This window comes from Chryseobacterium sp. CBo1 (assembly GCF_001693475.1).
GTDB lineage: Bacteria > Bacteroidota > Bacteroidia > Flavobacteriales > Weeksellaceae > Chryseobacterium > Chryseobacterium formosense.
On the sequence record NZ_MAUH01000004.1, the window covers coordinates 51388 to 70801 of the forward strand.

Sequence of the window (19414 nt, forward strand, 5' to 3'; positions counted from 1 at the left end):
GCGGAATTTTAATCTCTGTTGATATGATAATAAGCCAACATCTTGTAATACAATTTTGCAGCTAAGAAAGCACTTGGTTTTGCATAAGCAGAATCCATCAGCTCAACAATATCAAAAGCCACAACATTACATTTTTCGAAAACTTTTCTCAATAGCTCTAATGTTGGATACCATTGTAAACCTCCCGGTTCCGGAGTTCCTGTAGATGGTGCGATTGATGGATCAAAAGCATCCAAATCGATGGTGATATACACATTACCGGAAACTTTTTCCAAAACATCATTTACCCAATTGTCGTTGTGAGCAATTTCGTGCGCAAAAAACACTCTCCCTTCAGGTAAATACTGAGCTTCCTCAACATCCATAGAACGGATTCCCACCTGAACCAAATTATGTTTCTGATTCGCTTCAAAAACCGCGCAAGCATGGTTAGAAGTAGAACCATGGAATTCAGGACGTAAATCTGTATGAGCGTCTAACTGAAGAACCGTCAAATTTTCAAATTTTTCTCCAACCGCACGAATAGAACCGATAGAAACCGAATGCTCACCACCAAAAAGGGTAAACAATTTATCTGTTGCCAAAAGCTCTTTTGTTTTCTGATAAACCGCTTCCGTCATTGCTTCAGGTGTTGAATTTTCAGAAACTTCTCCAGCTAAATAAACACCCTCAAGATAAGGTTCAGTTCCTGTTTCAATGTCATACAGTTCCATGTTTTCAGAAGCATCAAGGAACAATTCAGGACCTTTATCTGCACCTTTTCCCCAAGTTGAAGTTCCGTCATAAGGAACTGTTACCAAAACTACTTTTGAATTTTCTAATGAAGCATTTTCTTCAGGAATTCCTGCGTATGTTTTCATGTTTTATTTAGAATTAAATGATTTTTGCAAAGATAATGAAAGATAGATGATGGATGACGGAAGTTGGAAGTTTTTATGGTGAAATTAATTCTCGATTTTAGATAGTATTAAATTTAAAAATTCTCGCAGATTTTGGAGATTACGCAGATTAAAATAACTAAATCTGTTTTTCACCGAAGCTAAGCTTCCAACATCTAGCTTCAAGCTTCCAGCCAAATTTATTAACTTTGCAAAAATTTAAAAAATATGTCCTTAAAAGCTGTGCTTTTCGATATGGATGGGGTAATTGTTGACACAGAGCCACTGCACAGAAAAGCTTATTTCAAAACATTTAAAGAACTAAATGCCGATGTTTCTGAAGAACTTTACACTTCGTTTACCGGTGCTTCTACAAAAAAAGTTTGCGAAACTTTAATTCAGACTTTCGGACTTTCTCAATCATACGAAGATATTGCAGCCATCAAAAGAGCACATTTCAAGGATTATTTTTACAACGATGCTGAATTTGATTTAATTTCAGGGGTCAGAAAATTGATTGAACATTATTATCAAAACAATATTAAATTAATTCTCGCTTCTTCCGCAACGATGACGACCATCAATATGGTTTTTGAAAAATTCGGACTGGAAAAATACTTCATCGGAAAAATTAGCGGTGCCGATTTGACGGAATCAAAGCCTCATCCTGAAATTTTCCAGCTTGCCGCAAAATTAGCCAATGAGCCAATTGAAAACTGCATGGTTATCGAAGATTCCACTAATGGGATTTTGGCAGCACACAGAGCCCATATTTTTTGTGCAGCTTATAAAAGTCTACACACACATAATCAGGATTATAGTTTGGCGAATATTGTGCTTTCAGATTATTCTGAACTGGAAATTGATAAAATTTCTCATCATTTTAATTAAAAAATAGCTCTCAAAATTATGAGAGCTATTTTTATACATTTTGGCTAAAGCCATTTGAATTTATTTGTATTTTAAAACGGGCTAAAGCCCATTTCTATTGAAACATCAGATATTATTTATAACCAAGAAGCTTCAAAATATCGTCCGGCTCCTGTCTTTCTCTGAAAATTTCATATTGAAACTCGCCGTTCTCATCTTTCTGAATCAGAATATGTCTTGGTTGCGGCATCAGACAGTGATGAACTCCACCATAGCCACCAATTGTTTCCTGATAAGCCCCGGTGTGGAAAAACCCTATGTATAAAGGTTTTGTATCACTGAAAACAGGCAGATAAATGGCGTTGGTATGCTGTTCAGAATTGTAGTAATCATCAGAATCACAGGTTAAACCTCCTAAGAAAACTCTTTCGTAAGAATCTTCCCAACGATTTAGCGGAAGCATGATAAAGTGTCTTGAAATCGCCCAGGTATCAGGAAGCGTTGTCATGAAAGATGAATCGATCATATTCCATTTTTCTCTGTCGTTCTGACGTTTCTGAGAAATAATTTTATACAGATTTGCACCACTCTCTCCTACGGTAAAACTTCCAAATTCTGTATAAATATTCGGTTCTTCAACCCCTTCTTCTTCGCAGAATTTTTTGATTTGAGAAACAATTTCTTCCACCATATACTGGTAATCGTAATCAAAATTCAACGAAGTTTTGATTGGGAAACCACCACCGATATTCAGTGAATTAACTTCGGGAGCAATTTTCTTCAAACGTGCATAAACACGAAGACATTTGTACAATTCATTCCAATAATACGCCGTGTCTTTGATTCCGGTATTAATGAAAAAGTGAAGCATTTTCAGTCTTGCATTCGGATGTTCTGCAATTTTCTGACTATAGTAAGGAATAATGTCTTTGTAACCGATTCCTAATCTAGAGGTATAAAATTCGAATTTCGGTTCTTCCTCAGAAGCAATTCTGATTCCGATGTCAAAAGTGGTATCGATGCTTTCTGTAAGCTTATCCAATTCACGGTAATTATCCAGAATTGGCGTAATATTTTCAAAACCATTATTGATCATGTCTGAAATTTTAGCCAGATAATCATCAGTTTTAAAACCATTACAGATTACTTCAATATTTTTATCAACTTTTCCTTCACCGAAAAGAGATTTTACAATATCCATATCATATGCAGAAGACGTTTCGATAGAAATATCATTTTTCAATGCTTCTTCAATAACGAATTTGAAATGGCTGGATTTTGTACAGTAGCAATATCTGTAGCTTTTTTTATAATCAATTTTCTCAAAAGCTTCCTTGAACCAGCCTTTTGCTTTCTGAATATTTTGAGAAATCTTCGGGAGGTAACTTACCTTTAAAGGAGTTCCAAACTTTTCAACAACTTCCATCAAAGGAATATCGTGAAACAACAAATTGTTCTCAGAAACATTGAATTCTTCCGTTGGAAAATACAATGTCTGATCAATAAGTTCCGAGTATTTTATTTTCATTTTCTAACAAGTGAATTAAGAATGCAAAATTGCTAAAAAAGTTTGATTTTTTAGTTTAAATTTTTCTTAAAGTTTATATTTAAACCTAAAAATAAAAATGATATTTATTTATGAAAAACAGATTTTCTTAACGTATTCTGTATGTTGAATTTACATCCTTTTCTTCCCTGCAAAAAAAAGCAGGTCTCCTTTCTGATATTCTATAGAAACATGATCTTTCACCGCAAAATTTCTGATCATCATATCTTTTGTCATATCTGCATTCACATTATCAAGAGGCCATTGCAAACCTTTTGTGATAATATTTTCTGCAAAAGGAAAAGGATATAACGATACAATTCTACCTTTCATTTTCTTTGCCAAAAACAATTTTGGAATGAAATAATACTCTGAAAATTCGTCATAAAACTGAATATTCATCTGATCTTTAAAACCAAAAGCTACCGTAAGATTACCCAAAAAATGATCCTGTTCTCCACCACTTCCACCGAAAACATCAACATTATCAAAACCTTTTTCAAGAATAATTTCTAAAGCTTTATGAAAATCTGTTCGTTCCTGATCCGGAGTATGAATAAATTTTTCGTGATAAATATTTTCATCCGAACCTGAATGAGAATCAAAATCACCGGAAATAAAATCAAGCTTATCTAAAGGAAAATCTAAGTCTTTTAAATAGTGAAAAGCGCCATCTGTACAGGCAATCAGGCTATAATTTTCTAAGTCTGGGAAAGATTTCGGAGCATCTCCGTTGATGAAGAGTAATACTTTATCTTTCATTCGGATTCCAGTATTCTTCAGGCTCGTTATTGATTTTCGAAATATATCTTGCCAGAACAAAAAGGTAATCTGAAAGTCGGTTCAGATATTTAATCAGTTCAGGACGCACTTCTTCAGATTCATTCAAAAAAACCAAAGAACGCTCTGCTCTTCGGCAAATTGTACGGGCTGCATGTAAAAAAGTCGCCGATTTACCACCACCGGGAAGAATAAAATATTGAAGCGGTTCTAATTTTTCTTCAAAAGCATCCATCCAGTTTTCCAATTCTTCAATTTCCGTATCAGAAATAATTAAGGGAAGACGAGATTTTCCGTTGGCCAACATCAATTTATCCACAGGAGTTGCGGCTTCAGAACCTACCGTGAACAAATCGAACTGAATTTTTTTCAGCTGTTTTAAAACTTCTTCATCCTCAATATGACTTTTTGAAATTCCTATAAACGAATTCAACTCATCAATATTTCCATAGCTGTCAACTCTTGCACTGGCTTTCGACACTCTTGTTCCGCCATACAAAGCGGTCTGACCCTTGTCTCCTGTTTTGGTGTAAATTTTCATAGGCCTAAATTACTTTTTTAAAATTATGCTGACAAATGATTTTAGCTAGTTAAATTTTAATTATCACTGTAATTCGCAGCAGATTTTTTTTTAACTTAAAATTTAATGCTCAGAAATCTGAATAATTTCATAATTTTAAAACACCAATCATTAAATATTAAATATGGCAACCAATCAACAGCTCAGCGAATTAATGGCGCTTGATTTAGGAATAAATCTTGTCAACAGAAGACCTTATGCAAAGGAAGTTTTCAAATGGCAGGATATTGATCTTCTTCCCCATTCTTCTGCAGACACTTTATTGTGCGAAATCTACGAATGGAACGGCAGAAACTGGCGCACGACCAATAATAATCTTATCGGCTATCTTTTTTCAGGTCAAAAGCTTATTGACATCAAAAATCAACTGATGAGTGTCACCAAACATTCTGCATTGATACCCGATTTTGAATTTACAAAAGACAGTATGATTGAATATGGCCTGGCTTTACCCTCCTTATTTAACATCGGTATTAACGGGAATATCAATCAGGCTAAAAATTTTTCTGTTCGGGTAAACGGCGTTACAAAATCAAGGATTACAAACATCGATCCGCCCGGAATTGAAATTCTTCAGAGCTATTCTGCTTTCACTCAATCGAAATCTAAAACGTACCGAAAAAATGTAAAGTTTAATTACTTGAGCGCCTCTTTATTTTATGCTGAAAGTGTAGAGATTTTTCTTGAAAAAGAATCGGGAGTCGGTTTGGATGTAAGTTTCCAGACAACCAATGTGAATGTAGAAGCAAAAGTTGACACCGATACCAAAAAACATTTCGTATTAAAATATTCCGGAAACCAGGCTCCTTTTGCCGCTAAATTTGTAAAGGGAAAAGATTTTGATGTAGAATAATTTATCCGAAAAAATCACAAAATAAGTGATTTTAATTTTAGAAATAAAAAAGTTCACATTAGCCATTCTTTGAAAACTTATGTGAACTTTTATTTGTATAGCTTGAAAACTTTTAAAAAGCTTTTGTGACTTCTGTGGTAAATGTTACTTATTTAAAAGCATTGCAGCTTCTTTCGCAGCATATGTGAAAATCATATCTGCTCCTGCTCTTTTGAAGCATGTTAAACTTTCAATAATAGCTTTATCATTATCAAGCCAGCCGTTTTGAGCCGCAGCTTTCAACATGGCATACTCGCCACTTACATTGTAAACCGCAATAGGCAGATCGATCGCTTCACGAACCTTTGCAACAATATCCAGGTAAGGAAGTCCGGGTTTAATCATGATAATATCTGCGCCTTCTTCCACGTCTTTAAAAACTTCATTCAAAGCTTCACGGGAATTGTGAAAATCCATCTGATAGGTCTTTTTATCTTTCGGAATTTCCATGTTGTCTTTTGGAGCACTGTCTAAAGCACTTCTGAAAGGCCCGTAAAACGAACTTGCGTATTTTGCGGCATAACTCAGAATTCCTACATCATGAAAGCCGCTTTCTTCCAAAGCTTCACGAATTGCCAAAACTCTGCCATCCATCATATCACTTGGCGCCACAATGTCAGCTCCGGCTTCTGCGTGTGATACAGCCATTCTTGCCAAAGCTTCGTTGGTTGCATCGTTAATGATTTTTCCGTTTTCTATGATCCCGTCGTGGCCGTAAATTGAGTATGGATCTAAAGCTACATCGGGCATAATTACCATTTCAGGAACTGCATCTTTGATTGCTTTAATGGTATTTTGCATTAATCCATCTTTATTCCACGCTTCTTTTCCGGTATTATCTTTTAAATGATCAGAAACTTTCATGTAAAGATTGACCGCTTTTACACCTAAAGAAAATAATTCTTTACATTCTTTTACGGTTAGATCAATGCTTCGCCTGAAAATTCCGGGCATAGAAGCAATGGCTTCCTGCTTGTTTTCGCCTTCCATTACGAAAATTGGCATTACAAAATCATTGACTGAAAGACTGCATTCTCTCACCAAACCTCTCATCGATTCATTCACTCTTAGTCTTCTGTTTCTAGAATATATCATCTTTGGAATACTTTTTGAATAATTTATTGCAAATTTAATATAAGTTCTACAAAAAACTATTGCAGAGAATTATAGAATTTATTATTTTTGTTAGTAATATTTAAGCAAACTATACGTTGATGAGAAAACTTTTACTTTTATTTATCTTTATTGCAGCTTCTATCGGCTTTTCCGATAATTTAAAAGCGCAAATAAAAGAGCCAACTTCGAACTCTCAGAAGTCAGATGATGGTGTGCTTACTGCATACCCGAATCCAGCAAAAGACTTTTTGATGGTGAAAGCTAAAGATTCTTCATTGAAAATAAAAAATGTTTCGTTCTATTCTATATTAGGAACTCAGGTTGCTAATTATGCGGTAAATAACAATAGTGCCGAGATCAATATCCAGAAACTAAAACCCGGAAAATATCTTATAAGATATATTCTAAGTGACAACACGCAAAAAGTTACTCAAATAGTAAAACAATAATATACAAATCCTGATCAACATCAGGATTTTTTCTTTTAGCTAAATTCTCAATTCCGTAACTTTCGGAATATTTTTATACTAATTGTAAAAAACAATTTTTAATGCTAAAAGCTGAACATATTACTAAAACCTACAATGCAGGAAAAAAAACTGCATTGGATGATTTTAGCATCCACGTTCCGAAAGGAAGTATCTACGGTCTTCTCGGACCCAACGGAGCGGGTAAAACCTCTTTCATCAGAATTATCAATCAAATTACACAGGCCGATTCGGGAGAAGTTTTAATCAACGGAGAAAAACTAAATCCCAATCATATTAAGGACATCGGTTATATGCCGGAAGAACGTGGTCTTTATAAAAACATGAGTGTCGGTGACCAGATTCTATATTTTGGGGAGCTGAAAGGGATGAAAAAAAATGATGCCTTGAATGAAGCAAAAAAATGGTTTGACAAGCTAAATATCGATCAATGGTGGAAGAAAAAGCTCTCTGAACTTTCAAAAGGGATGGCCCAGAAAATACAGTTTGTGGTAACAGTGCTTCACAGACCCCATCTTTTAATTCTTGATGAACCTTTTTCTGGTTTTGATCCTGTAAATGCCAATTTAATTAAAGATCAGATCATCGAACTTAAAAATAACGGAACCACCATCATTCTCTCCACCCACAGAATGGAAAGCGTGGAAGAAATGTGTGATTATGTTGCATTGATCAACAATTCAAAAAAGATTATCGATGGTAGAGTTTTTGACGTTCGTGAAAAATTCAAGAAGAATATTTTTGGAGTTACTTTATCTGAAATCAATGATTATCAGTTTGATCAATTTAAAGATAAATATGGAATTTTTAATATTACCAATGAAAATAATCTGATTTCTTTTGATCTTAAAAACGAAGCAGATCAGAATAATATTCTTCTAGATCTGGTGAACGTTGGAAAAGTAAGATCATTCGACGAAAGAATTCCGAGCATGAATGAAGTATTTATTAATGCAGTAAGCAATCACTCTTAATTTTATGAACAATATTTTTTTAATTACAAAAAGAGAATTTCTTACACAGGTTAAGAAAAAGTCTTTCATTATACTCACTTTGCTGGCTCCTTTAATGATTATTGCTTTTGGGGCAGTGATTGGTTTTATGTTTAAAGCTAATGAGTCGCACAACATTATTGAAGTGGTTGATAACAGCGGATTATTTAGAGGACAGCTTAAATCTGACGAAAAAATCAATTATGTATTTATTCCGGCTGCTGAAGAGCAGTCTAAAGTTAAAAATCTAAAAGGAAATGAGAATTTGGATGGTATTCTGATACTTCCTGCTTTATCCGGTAATGATCTTGATAATATTGAGAAAGGTTCAAGACTGGTTGTCAACACCAAAATTGGTTTTGATACGAAACAGCAAATTATCTCGGATATTACCAATGTTATCAAAAAAGAAAAAATCAAGCAACTTGGAATTCAGCAGGCACAGCTTGAAAATTTAGATAAAAGTTTCACTTTAAAAACCATTAACGTTTCAGAAGACAATAAAGAAGATTCTGATTTAGCATTCGGAATTAAAAGTGCAATGAGCATGATCTTAATGTATGTAACATTCATGTTTATTTTAATTTATGGTGTTCGTGTAATGAGAAGCGTTTTGGAAGAGAAAAACAACCGTGTGGTTGAGATTATTATTTCTTCTGTAAAACCTTTTGAATTGATGATGGGAAAAATTTTGGGAGTTACTTTAGTTGCTTTAACTCAGTTTATCGTTTGGATTACGATGTCTGTAGCCGGAGCTCTGATTTTGAATACCGGATTTTCGTCACTTCAGAAAAATATTCCGGGCGGGAATGAAGAATTGATGAGCAAACTTGATGTTGGACAAATGGCGACACAGATTTCTCACAGTTTGTTAGAAATGAATTTCCCTTTAATTATTTTTGTTTTTATCATATTTTTCCTTTTAGGATATATGTTTTACAGCTCTGTTTATGCTGCAATCGGCTCTGCAGTTGATAATGAAACGGAAACGCAGCAATTTACTTTATTTGCGATTCTTCCGCTTACTTTAGGGATGTATGGAAGTATTTCAGTCATCAACAATCCTGACGGACCTGTCGGATTCTGGATGTCTATAATTCCTTTCACTTCACCTGTTGCGATGGTGGCAAGAATTCCTTTCGGAGTACCTGCTTGGCAAATTGCTTTGTCTATTGCTTTGCTGGCTGGAACGACTTTCTTTATGATTTTTTTAGCAGGAAAAATTTACCGAGTAGGAATTTTAATGTACGGAAATAAAGCGACGATGAAAGAAATCTGGAAATGGATAAGAAGTTAAAATAAAATGATATTTCATCAAAAATAAAAAATAAAAATTCCGGAACTGAGTTCCGGAATTTTTTATTGTAACGAAAAAATTTTATTCGAAAATATAGCTTAACGTTAAACTAAGAACCTGTTCAGATTTCTTTTTAGCTGTATTAGGATCTTGAGTAAAGCTCTCAACAAGCTTCGGATATGTATTGGATATACCAAAATCATATTTTAAAGCTAGTTCTAACTGTCTTTTATAGCTATATCCTATTCCAACACCTACTGCAAAGTTGAAGCTGTTCGCTTTACCACTTATCTGCGGATAATCAGGATCAGTTACATCAGGATCGTAATAAGGTCTGCCTACAGGAGCATTTTTTGTAGTCTGATTCAATAAGAAATTGAATCTCGGACCAATTAATCCAAAGAATTCTGATTCTGCTTCAGAAAAATACCCTTTGAAATAAATTGGAACACTTAGATAGTCATTAGCATATACAGCATCATAACCATCTACTCCTTTAGCATTTTTATCTTTTCCCGATTCACCGGCTCCATAATAGGTAACCTCCGGCTGCAGATAAAACTGATCTGCACCTCCCATCGGAATTAATGCCAATACACCTGCCTGAAAAGTAAATCTTGGTCCCGAAGGATTATGCGCATTCTTTACTCTGGAATAGTTTCCACCTGCTGTAAGACCAAATCTTGTGTTTCTTAAATCAATCTGGGCGAATGATAAAACAGAAAAAGCCAACGCGGATGTTAATAAAATTTTTTTCATATTATGCTTGTTTTAATTATCCTAAGATTTTTGCTACGGTAGCACCGATGTCAGCAGGGGAATCTACTACGTTGATACCGTTTTCTCTCATGATTTCCATTTTTGCCTGAGCTGTATCTTCTGCACCACCAACAATTGCTCCAGCGTGACCCATTGTTCTTCCTTTAGGAGCAGTTTGTCCAGCGATGAAACCTACAACAGGCTTCGTAGAACCACTAGCTTTATACCATCTTGCAGCTTCAGCTTCAAGACCACCACCGATTTCTCCGATCATTACAACCGCTTCAGTTTCCGGGTCGTTGATGAACAATTCTAAAGCTTCTTTAGTTGTAGTTCCGATAATTGGGTCACCACCGATTCCGATTGCAGTAGAAATACCGTAACCAGCTCTTACCACCTGATCAGCAGCTTCATAAGTAAGAGTTCCTGATTTTGAAACAATACCTACTTTACCTTTTTTGAAAACGAAACCTGGCATAATACCAATTTTAGCTTCTTCAGAAGTGATGATTCCAGGACAGTTTGGCCCGATTAATCTGCACTCTCTGTCTGCGATATAAGATTTTACTTTTACCATATCTGCAACAGGAATACCTTCAGTAATACAAACGATCACTTTAATACCTGCTTCAGCAGCTTCCATGATAGCGTCTGCAGCAAATGCAGGTGGTACGAAAATAATACTTACGTTTGCTCCAGCTTTAGATACAGCATCAGCAACAGTGTTGAATACCGGCTTTCCTAAGTGCTCGCTTCCTCCTTTTCCGGGAGTAACTCCACCTACTACGTTTGTTCCGTACTCAATCATCTGACCTGCGTGGAAAGTACCTTCGTTACCAGTAAATCCTTGTACAATTACTTTAGAATCTTTGTTTACTAAAATTGACATTTTATTGTTTTTTAAATTTATTTTCTTATTTTATTATTGCTCACAAATTTACTTATTTTTCTTTGATTTTAAATAAATCAGAGCAATTTGTTTACTCAAGATTTCTCAATTTCACCTCTTTTTTCAGGTAAGTTTTATAATCTTCGGCAAACATTCCGATGTACGTTCCTTTTTTAAGGTCACGGTTGACTCCTGTTTTACCTAAAAGCACAGAACCGCTTTCAATATTATTTCCTGAAGCGATCCCCACCTGTCCCCATAAAGTTACCTCATCACCGATGATACAGCACCCTGCAACACCAACCTGAGAAGCGATGAGACATTTTTTTCCGATAACTGTATCATGACCAATCTGAATCTGATTATCTAAGACCGAACCTTCACCGATAATTGTAGAATCTGTAACTCCTCTGTCGATGGTACAGCCGTTTCCGATTTCTACGTTGTTTTCAATAATGACATTTCCCACCGAAATCAAACGGTCGAAATTTCCGTTCAGTTTTCTGTAATAGAAAGCATCACCACCTAAAACGGTATTGGACTGGATCACCACATTATCTCCAATAATCGTTCTGTCCCCGATAACTACATTTGGGAAAATTAAAGTGTTTTTTCCGATGGTTACATTATTTCCGATGACCGCGGAAGGATGAATTTTCGTACCCTCTCCTATTTCAACATCATGAAGGGTCTCCGTGAAATTGTAAATTCTTGTAAAATGCGTATTGATTTTATTGAAATCTCTGAAAGGATCGTCTGAAACAAGAAGCGCTTTTCCTTCGGGGCATTCTACTTCTTTATCGATTAAGATAATGGTTGCAGCAGAATTCAGTGCTTTTTCGTAATATTTTGGATGATTGACGAAAACGATTTCTCCTGCTTTTACACGATGAATTTCGTTGGTTCCCAAAACTTCGAAATCTTCAGAGCCGATAAATTTTGCTCCGATGAGATCAGCAATTGTTTTAAGTTTTTGTGGCTGATGAAACGTCATATTTTTAAATGATGTTTGTTTTAAATTAACCTTGTCAAAGTTTAAAAACTTAACAAGGTTTCTAATGATGCTTTACTTAAATTAACTTTGCCAAGATCAGAAAACTTGACAAAATTTGTTTTTCTGTGTACATTGCAGCCCGGCTTGAACGGAGCTCTTTTTGCGAAACAAAGTGTAGCAAAAAAGCGGGAGTGGAAGACGGAAATTGCTGCCATAAAAATAAAAAAGGCTCCCGAACAATATCGAAAAGCTTTTATAATAAGAAAGCTGGAAACTTCATGCTTCCAGCTTCCTGCTATTTTATTTTACTCTTTCAAGGTAAGAACCGTCTTCTGTGCTCACTTTGATTTTGTCTCCCGGCTCGATGAACAAAGGAACCATTACTCTTGCTCCTGTCTCAACGATTGCATTTTTCAGAGCATTTGTTGCTGTATTTCCTTTTACTCCAGGATCTGCTTCTACAACTTCAAGATAAACTGACTGCGGCAATTCTGCAGAAAGTGGAGTTTCATCAACTTCTTTAAGAATGATTGTCACTTCTTCACCCGCTTTCATCAGGTTTGAGTTTTCAATCATGTCTTTGTTTAAATATAATTGAGAAAAATCTTCGTTATTCATAAAGTGGAAACCGTTCTCATCATCATAAAGATACTGGAATTTTCTTGTGATCACCTTTACTTCATCAATTTTGTGACCTGCAGAGAAAGTATTGTCGATCACTTTACCGTTGGTTACCGATTTTAGTTTTGTTCTTACGAAAGCAGGACCTTTTCCTGGTTTTACGTGAAGAAATTCGATTACTTTAAAAATATCGTTGCTGTACTCGATGCAAAGACCTTTTCTGATATCGTTACTTGTTGCCATACTTTTGGTTTAAAGTTTCGGGTTTAAAGTTTGAATCTATAAACTCGATTTTTTTTATAGTTATTTTTTATTCTAAATTATTCTTTTCCTGTTCCGTATCCCTTTACAATACCTCCAGGAGAGTTTTTGATAAATTCTAAAATCTCATCTCTTTCAGCGGTCGGAAGCATTTCTTTTTCGATATGAATTAATGCTTGGGTAACGTTCATTTTCATCTGGAAGATATATCTGTAAATTTTCTGAATTTCGAAAATCTTATCATTAGTAAAACCTCTTCTTCTTAAACCTACAGAATTAATTCCGGCATAAGAAATGGGCTCTCTACCTACTTTAATGTAAGGCGGAATATCTTTTCTCACCAGTGATCCTCCTGAAACCATTGCGTGTTTTCCGATTTTACCGAATTGCTGAATGGCAGAAAGACCTCCCATCACTGTAAAGTCGCCGATTTCAACGTGACCGGCAATACCGCAGCCGTTTGCAATGATCACATTATTTCCGATAATGCAATCGTGCGCTACGTGGGAAGTTGCCATAATCAGACAGTTTTCTCCTACTTTGGTATATCCTAAAGCTTTTGTCCCTTTATTTACGGTAACACATTCTCTCAAGGTTGTATTATCTCCAATAATCGTCTGTGTATCTTCTCCTTCAAACTTCAAATCCTGAGGAATTGCAGAAATTACAGTTCCAGGGAAAATTTTACAATTTTTTCCGATTCTTGCACCATCCATAATGGTTACGTTAGACCCTATCCATGTACCTTCACCAATTTCTACATCTGCAGCAATTGTTGTGAAAGGTTCTACCACTACATTTTTGCCAATTTTTGCACGTTTATCTACGGCCGCTAATTGATGAATCATTTAATCAATTTTATTTTTTGCAACTTGAGCCATTAGTTCTGCTTCTACAGCAACAGTATCTCCTACATATCCGTAACCCTGCATGTGAACAATACCTCTTCTGATTGGTGTTATCAATTCAATTTTGAAAACTAAAGTGTCTCCAGGTATTACTTTTCTTTTAAATTTAACCTTGTCAATTTTAATAAAGTAAGTCGAATAGTTTTCAGGATCCGGAACGCTCGCCAAAACTAAAATCCCACCTGTCTGAGCTAAAGCTTCAACCTGTAAAACTCCTGGCATAACCGGTTCTTTAGGAAAATGGCCAACGAAAAACGGTTCGTTGAACGTTACATTCTTTAAACCTACAACATGGGTATCTGAAAGCTCAAGAACTTTGTCAATCAATAAAAACGGATAACGATGCGGCATTAATCTCATAATCCCGTTGATATCAAAAACCGGTTCTTTGTTTAAATCAAAATCAGGAACGTTTTTCTTTCTCTGTAATTTCCACTGACGATTCAGCTTTTTAGCGAACTGGGTATTTACAAAATGTCCTGGTTTGTTGGCTATAATTTTACCTTTAATTTTAACTCCGCATAAAGCCAAATCACCGATTACATCCAATAATTTGTGTCTTGCAGCTTCGTTCGGAAAGTTTAGAGTTAAATTATCTAAAATTCCATTTGGTCTTATTGACACGTGGTCTTTACCAAAGGCTGTTTTTAATTTTTCGGTTGTTTCTGGAGTTAAATCTTTATCAACATATACAATTGCATTAGAAATATCTCCACCTTTTATCAAACCGTGGTCAAGAAGCATTTCCAATTCGTGCAAAAAGCTGAATGTTCTTGCAGAAGAAATTTCTTCTTTAAATTCTGAAATATTTTTTAATGTAGCATTTTGAGTTCCTAAAACTTTAGTCCCGAAATCTACCATTGTAGTCACTTCATACGTATCTGAAGGGATGATTGTAATTTCTGAGCCTGTTGCGGGATCGCTATAGCTCAACACTTCTTTTACAACAAGATATTCTCTTGCAACAGTTTGTTCTACAACACCAACACTTTCGATAGCTTCTACGAAAAATTTTGATGAACCATCTAAGATTGGTGGTTCAGAAGCATTCATCTCTAAAATTGCGTTATCTATATCGCAACCTACCAAAGCAGCCAAAAGGTGCTCACAAGTATTGATTTTAACACCTAATTTTTCTAATGTCGTTCCTCTTTCTGTTGCTACAACGTAATTAACATCAGCTTCGACCTGAGGATGCCCCTCCAAATCTGTTCTTACGAAAACAAAACCTGTATTTTCTTTCGCAGGTTTAATGGTTAATTTTACTTCTTTACCAGTATGAAGACCAATTCCGGAAAGAGTAACTTCTTCCTGAAGGGTTTTTTGCATATCACTCATTAGTATGATCTTTTGAGTTATTCTCAAGATTATTTATTCTTTTCGCAAGTTCAGGAAGGTTCCTGAAATGCACGTAGCTTCTAAGATAGTCGTTGTAACTAATCGCAGGTGAACCATACACGGTTTCTTTATCATTAACGCTTGAGTTTACTCCACTCTGCGCCTGAATTTTCACCTGATTACCGATTTTTATATGACCTACAATTCCGACCTGACCGCCAATTTGATTCCAGTCGCCGATGGTTGTAGAACCTGCAATTCCTGCCTGAGCAGCAATGACATTGTTAGCTCCGATTTTTACGTTGTGTGCAATCTGGATCAGATTATCTATTTTAGTACCTTTGCCAATCATCGTAGAACCAATTGTTGCTCTGTCGATACTACAGTTTGAACCGATTTCCACATCATCTTCAATAATAACATTTCCCAGCTGAGGAATCTTCTGAAAACCTTCAGGAGTCGGCTGAAAACCAAATCCATCACCACCTATAACGGTGTTGGAGTGTATCACACAATTATCTCCGATAATGCAATAATCATAAATTCTAGCACCACTGTCGATCTTACAGTTTTTACCAATTTTCACTCCTTTACCAATGTAGACCTGAGGAAACACCTGTGAACCTTCACCAATTTTTGCTTTTTCTGATACATAAGTAAACGCTCCGATATATACTTTATCTCCGATTACGGCAGTTTCGTGAATCGAAGAGCCATCTTCAATACCCTCTTTTCTGCCTTGCATTTCCTGATAAAGATTCATTAAAATCTGAAAAGAAAGATAAGCATCTTTTACAGCGATAATGGTAGGATTATATTGATCTTTATTGATAAGCGTCTCGGTAACAATAAGTACCGAACATTTTGAAGTATCTAAGTGATGCGCAAAACGATCCTGCGCAACAAAGGAAAGATGACCGGATTCCCCGCTTTCGATCGGTGAAACGCCGGTAATAAGCGCATTTTCGTCGCCTATAATTTTTCCGTTGATAAAACTTGCAATTTGCGAAGCTGTAAATTCCATATTCTGCAAAGATAAGAAATTCTCTTATTCGCAAACATTTGGAATATAGATTTTAGTATTTATTTAAGAAAAAATCACACATCAATCTTGAAAGTGTAAGAGAAAATCTTATTATAATCTTGGGAAAGTAAGAATATATCTTTTGGTTTTATGAACGATCAATCCTGACAAAAGCTGATCTTCCGACTCGTCTAACCTCAGAACTTCACCACTTTTCTGTAACAGATAAATCGGCTGTTTTTCTGTATTATAAGGAAGAAGACTTCTTGTAATTTCGTGCACCAGTTCTTTTCCGTTATCGATTCCGAAAAATTCGTTTGTATTTCTTATTTTTTCATCAATAAAATTTTCATCAAAAGGATGTGACGAAATAATGGTTTTAGGAAGATTTCGCTGAATGACACATTGACACCAATAAGACAAGATAAAATCATCAGATTTCTGCCACAACTTCATTGCCTGAATCACATCATTATCATCAAGTTGCGTAAAACGTTCAACATCTTCATCGGTTGCAGCGCTTTTTCCTCTGTGTAAAAAATATTTTAAATTTTCGGTTGCAGGCAAATCGACGCCTTCAGAAGCCAGATATTTTGCTCTTTCTAAAATTTTAACCAAAATAAATTCTGCCAAAGCGGAAGTTTTATGATAATAAACCTGCCAATACATAAACATTCTTGCAGTAAGGAAGTTCTCAATTGAATAAACGCCTTTCGCATCGATAACCAATTCTTCTTTGCAAACGTTCATCATCGAAATAATCCTTTGTGTATTGATATTTCCTTCTGAAACTCCCGTAAAAAAGCTGTCTCTGTTCAAATAATCCAACCGGTCTACATCCAGTTGCGAACTGATTAACTGATTAAAAAACTTTCTGTGATATTTCCCCTGAAACATCTCAATCGCCGTTGATAACTCACCATTAAACTCATCATTTAATCTGTTCATTAATAATAAGGAAAGATTTTCATGATGCCAATCATCCATTAACATACTTTCTAAAGCGTGCGAAAACGGACCGTGACCAATATCGTGCATCAGAATTGCCAACATGGCGCCTTTTTCTTCATCAGGAGAAATTTCAACATCTTTCTGTTTTAATGTTTCCAAAGCGGTAAACATCAGATGCATTGCACCGATAGCATGGTGAAATCTCGTATGCGTTGCACCCGGAAAAATTAAATTTAAAAGTCCGGTCTGCGAAATTCTTCTTAATCTTTGAAAATAGGGATGTTCGATAACATCAAATAAGATTTCGTGAGGAATTTTGATAAAACCGTGTACCGGATCGTTGATAATTTTAAGCTTATTCTGCATGGAAGTATTGTGAGACAATTGCAAAATTAAGTTTTTAATGTCAATTCAAAGAAAACAGACAATTATTATTTGAAATATAAAGATTAAAATTTGTTTAAAAATCGCAGTATTTATCTTATCTTCATAGAATAATTCAGGATTGAATATTGATCGAAAACCTTTAACTAAGATTTAACTTTTCAGCTCATTAAATTGGGAGATTTTACCAAGTTTTGGTCAAAGTTTTGATACTATAATCCGCATAAAAAATAAACTTGTATGTCAGACAAAATATTATGGATTGATGATGAAATAGATTTACTAAAACCTCATATTGTTTTCCTCGAAAAGAAAGGTTACCATGTAACTCCGGTAAACAATGTGAATGAGGCTTTGGAACTGATTGACTCAGAAAAATTTGATTTAACATTAATCGACGAAAATATGCCGGGAATTTCCGGCCTTGAAGCCATTCCGATGATCAAAGAAAAAGACAGTTCTCTGAAAATCGTGATGGTTACCAAAAGCGAAGAAGAGCATATCATGGAAGAAGCAATCGGGTCGCAGATCTCAGATTATATTCTGAAGCCTGTAAATCCGAACCAGATTTTGCTTTCATTAAAGAAAAATCTTCAGGAAGATAATCTTGTAGAGCAAAAAACAATTCTTCAGTATCAGCAGGAATTCAGAAATCTTTCGATGGAGCTTTCTTATTTAAGAACCTATCAGGATTGGGCTGAATATTATAAAAAAATAGTGAACTGGGAACTTAAATTTGATAAAGTGACCGATAACGAATTTGCAGATCTTTTGCAATCGCAGAAAGAGGAAGCGAATATTCAGTTTGCAAAATTTATTGAAAATAATTACGAAGACTGGCTAAATGGCTCAGAAAAACCGATGATGAGCCATACTTTATTTAAAGATAAAGTAAAACCGGAGATGGAAAAAGAAAAAGTTTTGCTTTTAATGATCGACAACCTACGATACGATCAGTGGAAAGTAATCGAACCTTTGTTTACCAAGCATTATAATAAGGTATCTGAAGATTATTATTACAGTATTCTTCCAACAGCGACTCAATACGCAAGAAACTCTTTCTTTGCCGGACTTTTACCTTCAGAAATTGAAAAACGTTTTCCTGATAAATGGTTTAACGATAATGAGGAAGGAAATAAAAACGAATTTGAGCGTGATTTCCTGGAAGATCAGATGAAAAGAGTTGGTTTAAGCTCAAAATCGATGAAGTACCTTAAAGTTCTGAATGCCGATTTTGAAAGAAAAATCTATGATGACTTCAATCAGCATAAAAACAATGATCTTTTGGTGATTGTTTACAACTTTATCGATATTCTTTCTCACGCTAAGACCGACAATCATATTGTTGATCAGCTAATCAGAGATGATAAAACCTTCAGATCTTTGACAATGAACTGGTTTGAGAATTCTTCAATACTAAAGATCATTAAATTAGCTGCAGAAAGCGGATTCAAATTAGTTATTACAACCGACCATGGAACGGTTTATGTAAAAAAACCAAGCCGCGTTGTCGGTGACAGAGAAACATCAACCAACATCCGTTATAAAACCGGAAAAAGTCTGACTTATGACGATGGTGACGTTTGGGCAGTTACAAATCCTGAAAAACTGTTTTTACCGAAAGGAAATTTAAGCTCCAAATATATTTTCGCAAAGAATAATATCTTTTTAGCGTATCCTAAAAATTATAATCATTTTGTAAATTATTACAAAGAAACCTATCAGCACGGCGGAATTTCTTTGGAGGAATGTATTATTCCTATTAGTGTTCTTGAACCGAAATAACTTTTTGCTTTTAGCTGATTGCTTATTAAAAACTTTAATTCCGGCGGGAAAAATCTTCGAT

General features: G+C 35.1%; 19 protein-coding genes. 6 read left to right on the forward strand and 13 right to left on the reverse strand.

What is annotated here, in order from left to right:
• Positions 1–8: 8 nt before the first annotated feature.
• Complete coding sequence (gene speB, locus BA768_RS04170; protein ID WP_065719823.1) at positions 9–860, reverse strand: agmatinase; 852 nt, start codon at positions 858–860, stop codon at positions 9–11.
• 246 nt (positions 861–1106) lie between these two features.
• Here speB and BA768_RS04175 point away from each other — a divergent pair, with 246 nt between their 5' ends.
• Positions 1107–1769 (forward strand): HAD family hydrolase, encoded by a 663-nt coding sequence (locus tag BA768_RS04175; RefSeq protein WP_065719824.1) that lies wholly within the window; start codon positions 1107–1109, stop codon positions 1767–1769.
• 112 nt (positions 1770–1881) lie between these two features.
• On the opposite strand, the gene BA768_RS04180 is transcribed toward BA768_RS04175, so the two are convergent.
• The 3 genes from BA768_RS04180 to BA768_RS04190 all read right to left on the reverse strand — a co-directional run bounded on the left by BA768_RS04180 (position 1882) and on the right by BA768_RS04190 (position 4615).
• Positions 1882–3276, reverse strand: coding sequence for a decarboxylase (locus tag BA768_RS04180; protein ID WP_034674577.1), 1395 nt, complete (start codon positions 3274–3276; stop codon positions 1882–1884).
• A gap of 150 nt (positions 3277–3426) precedes the next feature.
• Entirely contained in the window at positions 3427–4056 is a 630-nt protein-coding gene (locus BA768_RS04185; RefSeq protein WP_065719825.1) for a thiamine diphosphokinase, read from the reverse strand.
• On the reverse strand, positions 4046–4615 hold the full coding sequence (locus tag BA768_RS04190; RefSeq protein WP_034674575.1) for a cob(I)yrinic acid a,c-diamide adenosyltransferase: 570 nt from the start codon (positions 4613–4615) through the stop codon (positions 4046–4048). Before BA768_RS04190 ends, BA768_RS04185 begins: the two co-directional genes overlap by 11 nt.
• A gap of 163 nt (positions 4616–4778) precedes the next feature.
• Between BA768_RS04190 and BA768_RS04195 the strand changes: the two genes are divergently transcribed.
• Positions 4779–5507, forward strand: a complete 729-nt coding sequence (locus BA768_RS04195) for a hypothetical protein (RefSeq protein ID WP_034674573.1) — start codon at positions 4779–4781, stop codon at positions 5505–5507.
• A gap of 144 nt (positions 5508–5651) precedes the next feature.
• Here BA768_RS04195 and hemB read toward each other — a convergent pair whose 3' ends face one another.
• Entirely contained in the window at positions 5652–6641 is a 990-nt protein-coding gene (gene hemB, locus BA768_RS04200) for a porphobilinogen synthase (RefSeq protein WP_065719826.1), read from the reverse strand.
• A 119-nt stretch (positions 6642–6760) separates the two neighbouring features.
• Between hemB and BA768_RS04205 the strand changes: the two genes are divergently transcribed.
• From BA768_RS04205 to BA768_RS04215, 3 genes are all read left to right on the forward strand, one after another.
• Positions 6761–7111 (forward strand): T9SS type A sorting domain-containing protein, encoded by a 351-nt coding sequence (locus BA768_RS04205; protein ID WP_065719827.1) that lies wholly within the window; start codon positions 6761–6763, stop codon positions 7109–7111.
• Between the two features lie 101 nt (positions 7112–7212).
• Positions 7213–8124, forward strand: a complete 912-nt coding sequence (locus tag BA768_RS04210; protein ID WP_034674570.1) for an ABC transporter ATP-binding protein — start codon at positions 7213–7215, stop codon at positions 8122–8124.
• 4 nt (positions 8125–8128) lie between these two features.
• Positions 8129–9439 (forward strand): ABC transporter permease, encoded by a 1311-nt coding sequence (locus tag BA768_RS04215; RefSeq protein WP_065719828.1) that lies wholly within the window; start codon positions 8129–8131, stop codon positions 9437–9439.
• Between the two features lie 81 nt (positions 9440–9520).
• Here the strand turns inward: BA768_RS04215 and BA768_RS04220 are convergent, their stop codons facing one another.
• From BA768_RS04220 to BA768_RS04255, 8 genes are all read right to left on the reverse strand, one after another.
• The gene (locus BA768_RS04220; protein WP_065719829.1) at positions 9521–10198 is read right to left on the reverse strand and encodes a porin family protein; all 678 of its coding nucleotides are present in this window, start codon (positions 10196–10198) and stop codon (positions 9521–9523) included.
• A gap of 16 nt (positions 10199–10214) precedes the next feature.
• Complete coding sequence (gene sucD, locus BA768_RS04225) at positions 10215–11087, reverse strand: succinate--CoA ligase subunit alpha (protein ID WP_034674564.1); 873 nt, start codon at positions 11085–11087, stop codon at positions 10215–10217.
• Positions 11088–11178: 91 nt separating this feature from the next.
• Complete coding sequence (locus BA768_RS04230) at positions 11179–12081, reverse strand: LpxD N-terminal domain-containing protein (RefSeq protein ID WP_065719830.1); 903 nt, start codon at positions 12079–12081, stop codon at positions 11179–11181.
• 300 nt (positions 12082–12381) lie between these two features.
• Complete coding sequence (gene efp, locus BA768_RS04235; RefSeq protein ID WP_034674561.1) at positions 12382–12945, reverse strand: elongation factor P; 564 nt, start codon at positions 12943–12945, stop codon at positions 12382–12384.
• Positions 12946–13022: 77 nt separating this feature from the next.
• On the reverse strand, positions 13023–13811 hold the full coding sequence (lpxA, locus tag BA768_RS04240; RefSeq protein WP_034674559.1) for an acyl-ACP--UDP-N-acetylglucosamine O-acyltransferase: 789 nt from the start codon (positions 13809–13811) through the stop codon (positions 13023–13025).
• Positions 13812–15209: a bifunctional UDP-3-O-[3-hydroxymyristoyl] N-acetylglucosamine deacetylase/3-hydroxyacyl-ACP dehydratase gene (locus BA768_RS04245; protein ID WP_034674557.1), complete on the reverse strand. Its 1398-nt coding sequence runs from the start codon at positions 15207–15209 to the stop codon at positions 13812–13814.
• Positions 15202–16233, reverse strand: a complete 1032-nt coding sequence (gene lpxD, locus BA768_RS04250; RefSeq protein WP_034674555.1) for a UDP-3-O-(3-hydroxymyristoyl)glucosamine N-acyltransferase — start codon at positions 16231–16233, stop codon at positions 15202–15204. Before lpxD ends, BA768_RS04245 begins: the two co-directional genes overlap by 8 nt.
• Positions 16234–16344: 111 nt before the next feature.
• Positions 16345–17550 carry an HD domain-containing protein gene (locus tag BA768_RS04255; RefSeq protein WP_065719831.1) on the reverse strand — a complete coding sequence of 402 codons (1206 nt, stop codon included), beginning with the start codon at positions 17548–17550 and terminating at the stop codon, positions 16345–16347.
• Between the two features lie 258 nt (positions 17551–17808).
• Between BA768_RS04255 and BA768_RS04260 the strand changes: the two genes are divergently transcribed.
• Entirely contained in the window at positions 17809–19353 is a 1545-nt protein-coding gene (locus tag BA768_RS04260; protein WP_034674552.1) for a bifunctional response regulator/alkaline phosphatase family protein, read from the forward strand.
• Positions 19354–19414 lie beyond the last annotated feature (61 nt).

Coding starts and splice junctions, on each gene's coding strand:
- BA768_RS04185 (WP_065719825.1), bottom strand. CDS start 4,056: ATGAAAGATAAAGTATTACTCTTCATCAACGGAGATGCTCCGAAATCT.
- lpxA (WP_034674559.1), bottom strand. CDS start 13,811: ATGATTCATCAATTAGCGGCCGTAGATAAACGTGCAAAAATTGGCAAA.
- BA768_RS04190 (WP_034674575.1), bottom strand. CDS start 4,615: ATGAAAATTTACACCAAAACAGGAGACAAGGGTCAGACCGCTTTGTAT.
- BA768_RS04260 (WP_034674552.1), top strand. CDS start 17,809: ATGTCAGACAAAATATTATGGATTGATGATGAAATAGATTTACTAAAA.
- efp (WP_034674561.1), bottom strand. CDS start 12,945: ATGGCAACAAGTAACGATATCAGAAAAGGTCTTTGCATCGAGTACAGC.
- BA768_RS04220 (WP_065719829.1), bottom strand. CDS start 10,198: ATGAAAAAAATTTTATTAACATCCGCGTTGGCTTTTTCTGTTTTATCA.
- BA768_RS04195 (WP_034674573.1), top strand. CDS start 4,779: ATGGCAACCAATCAACAGCTCAGCGAATTAATGGCGCTTGATTTAGGA.
- BA768_RS04180 (WP_034674577.1), bottom strand. CDS start 3,276: ATGAAAATAAAATACTCGGAACTTATTGATCAGACATTGTATTTTCCA.
- BA768_RS04175 (WP_065719824.1), top strand. CDS start 1,107: ATGTCCTTAAAAGCTGTGCTTTTCGATATGGATGGGGTAATTGTTGAC.
- BA768_RS04255 (WP_065719831.1), bottom strand. CDS start 17,550: ATGCAGAATAAGCTTAAAATTATCAACGATCCGGTACACGGTTTTATC.
- BA768_RS04215 (WP_065719828.1), top strand. CDS start 8,129: ATGAACAATATTTTTTTAATTACAAAAAGAGAATTTCTTACACAGGTT.
- speB (WP_065719823.1), bottom strand. CDS start 860: ATGAAAACATACGCAGGAATTCCTGAAGAAAATGCTTCATTAGAAAAT.
- BA768_RS04245 (WP_034674557.1), bottom strand. CDS start 15,209: ATGAGTGATATGCAAAAAACCCTTCAGGAAGAAGTTACTCTTTCCGGA.
- hemB (WP_065719826.1), bottom strand. CDS start 6,641: ATGATATATTCTAGAAACAGAAGACTAAGAGTGAATGAATCGATGAGA.
- BA768_RS04210 (WP_034674570.1), top strand. CDS start 7,213: ATGCTAAAAGCTGAACATATTACTAAAACCTACAATGCAGGAAAAAAA.
- sucD (WP_034674564.1), bottom strand. CDS start 11,087: ATGTCAATTTTAGTAAACAAAGATTCTAAAGTAATTGTACAAGGATTT.
- BA768_RS04205 (WP_065719827.1), top strand. CDS start 6,761: ATGAGAAAACTTTTACTTTTATTTATCTTTATTGCAGCTTCTATCGGC.
- BA768_RS04230 (WP_065719830.1), bottom strand. CDS start 12,081: ATGACGTTTCATCAGCCACAAAAACTTAAAACAATTGCTGATCTCATC.
- lpxD (WP_034674555.1), bottom strand. CDS start 16,233: ATGGAATTTACAGCTTCGCAAATTGCAAGTTTTATCAACGGAAAAATT.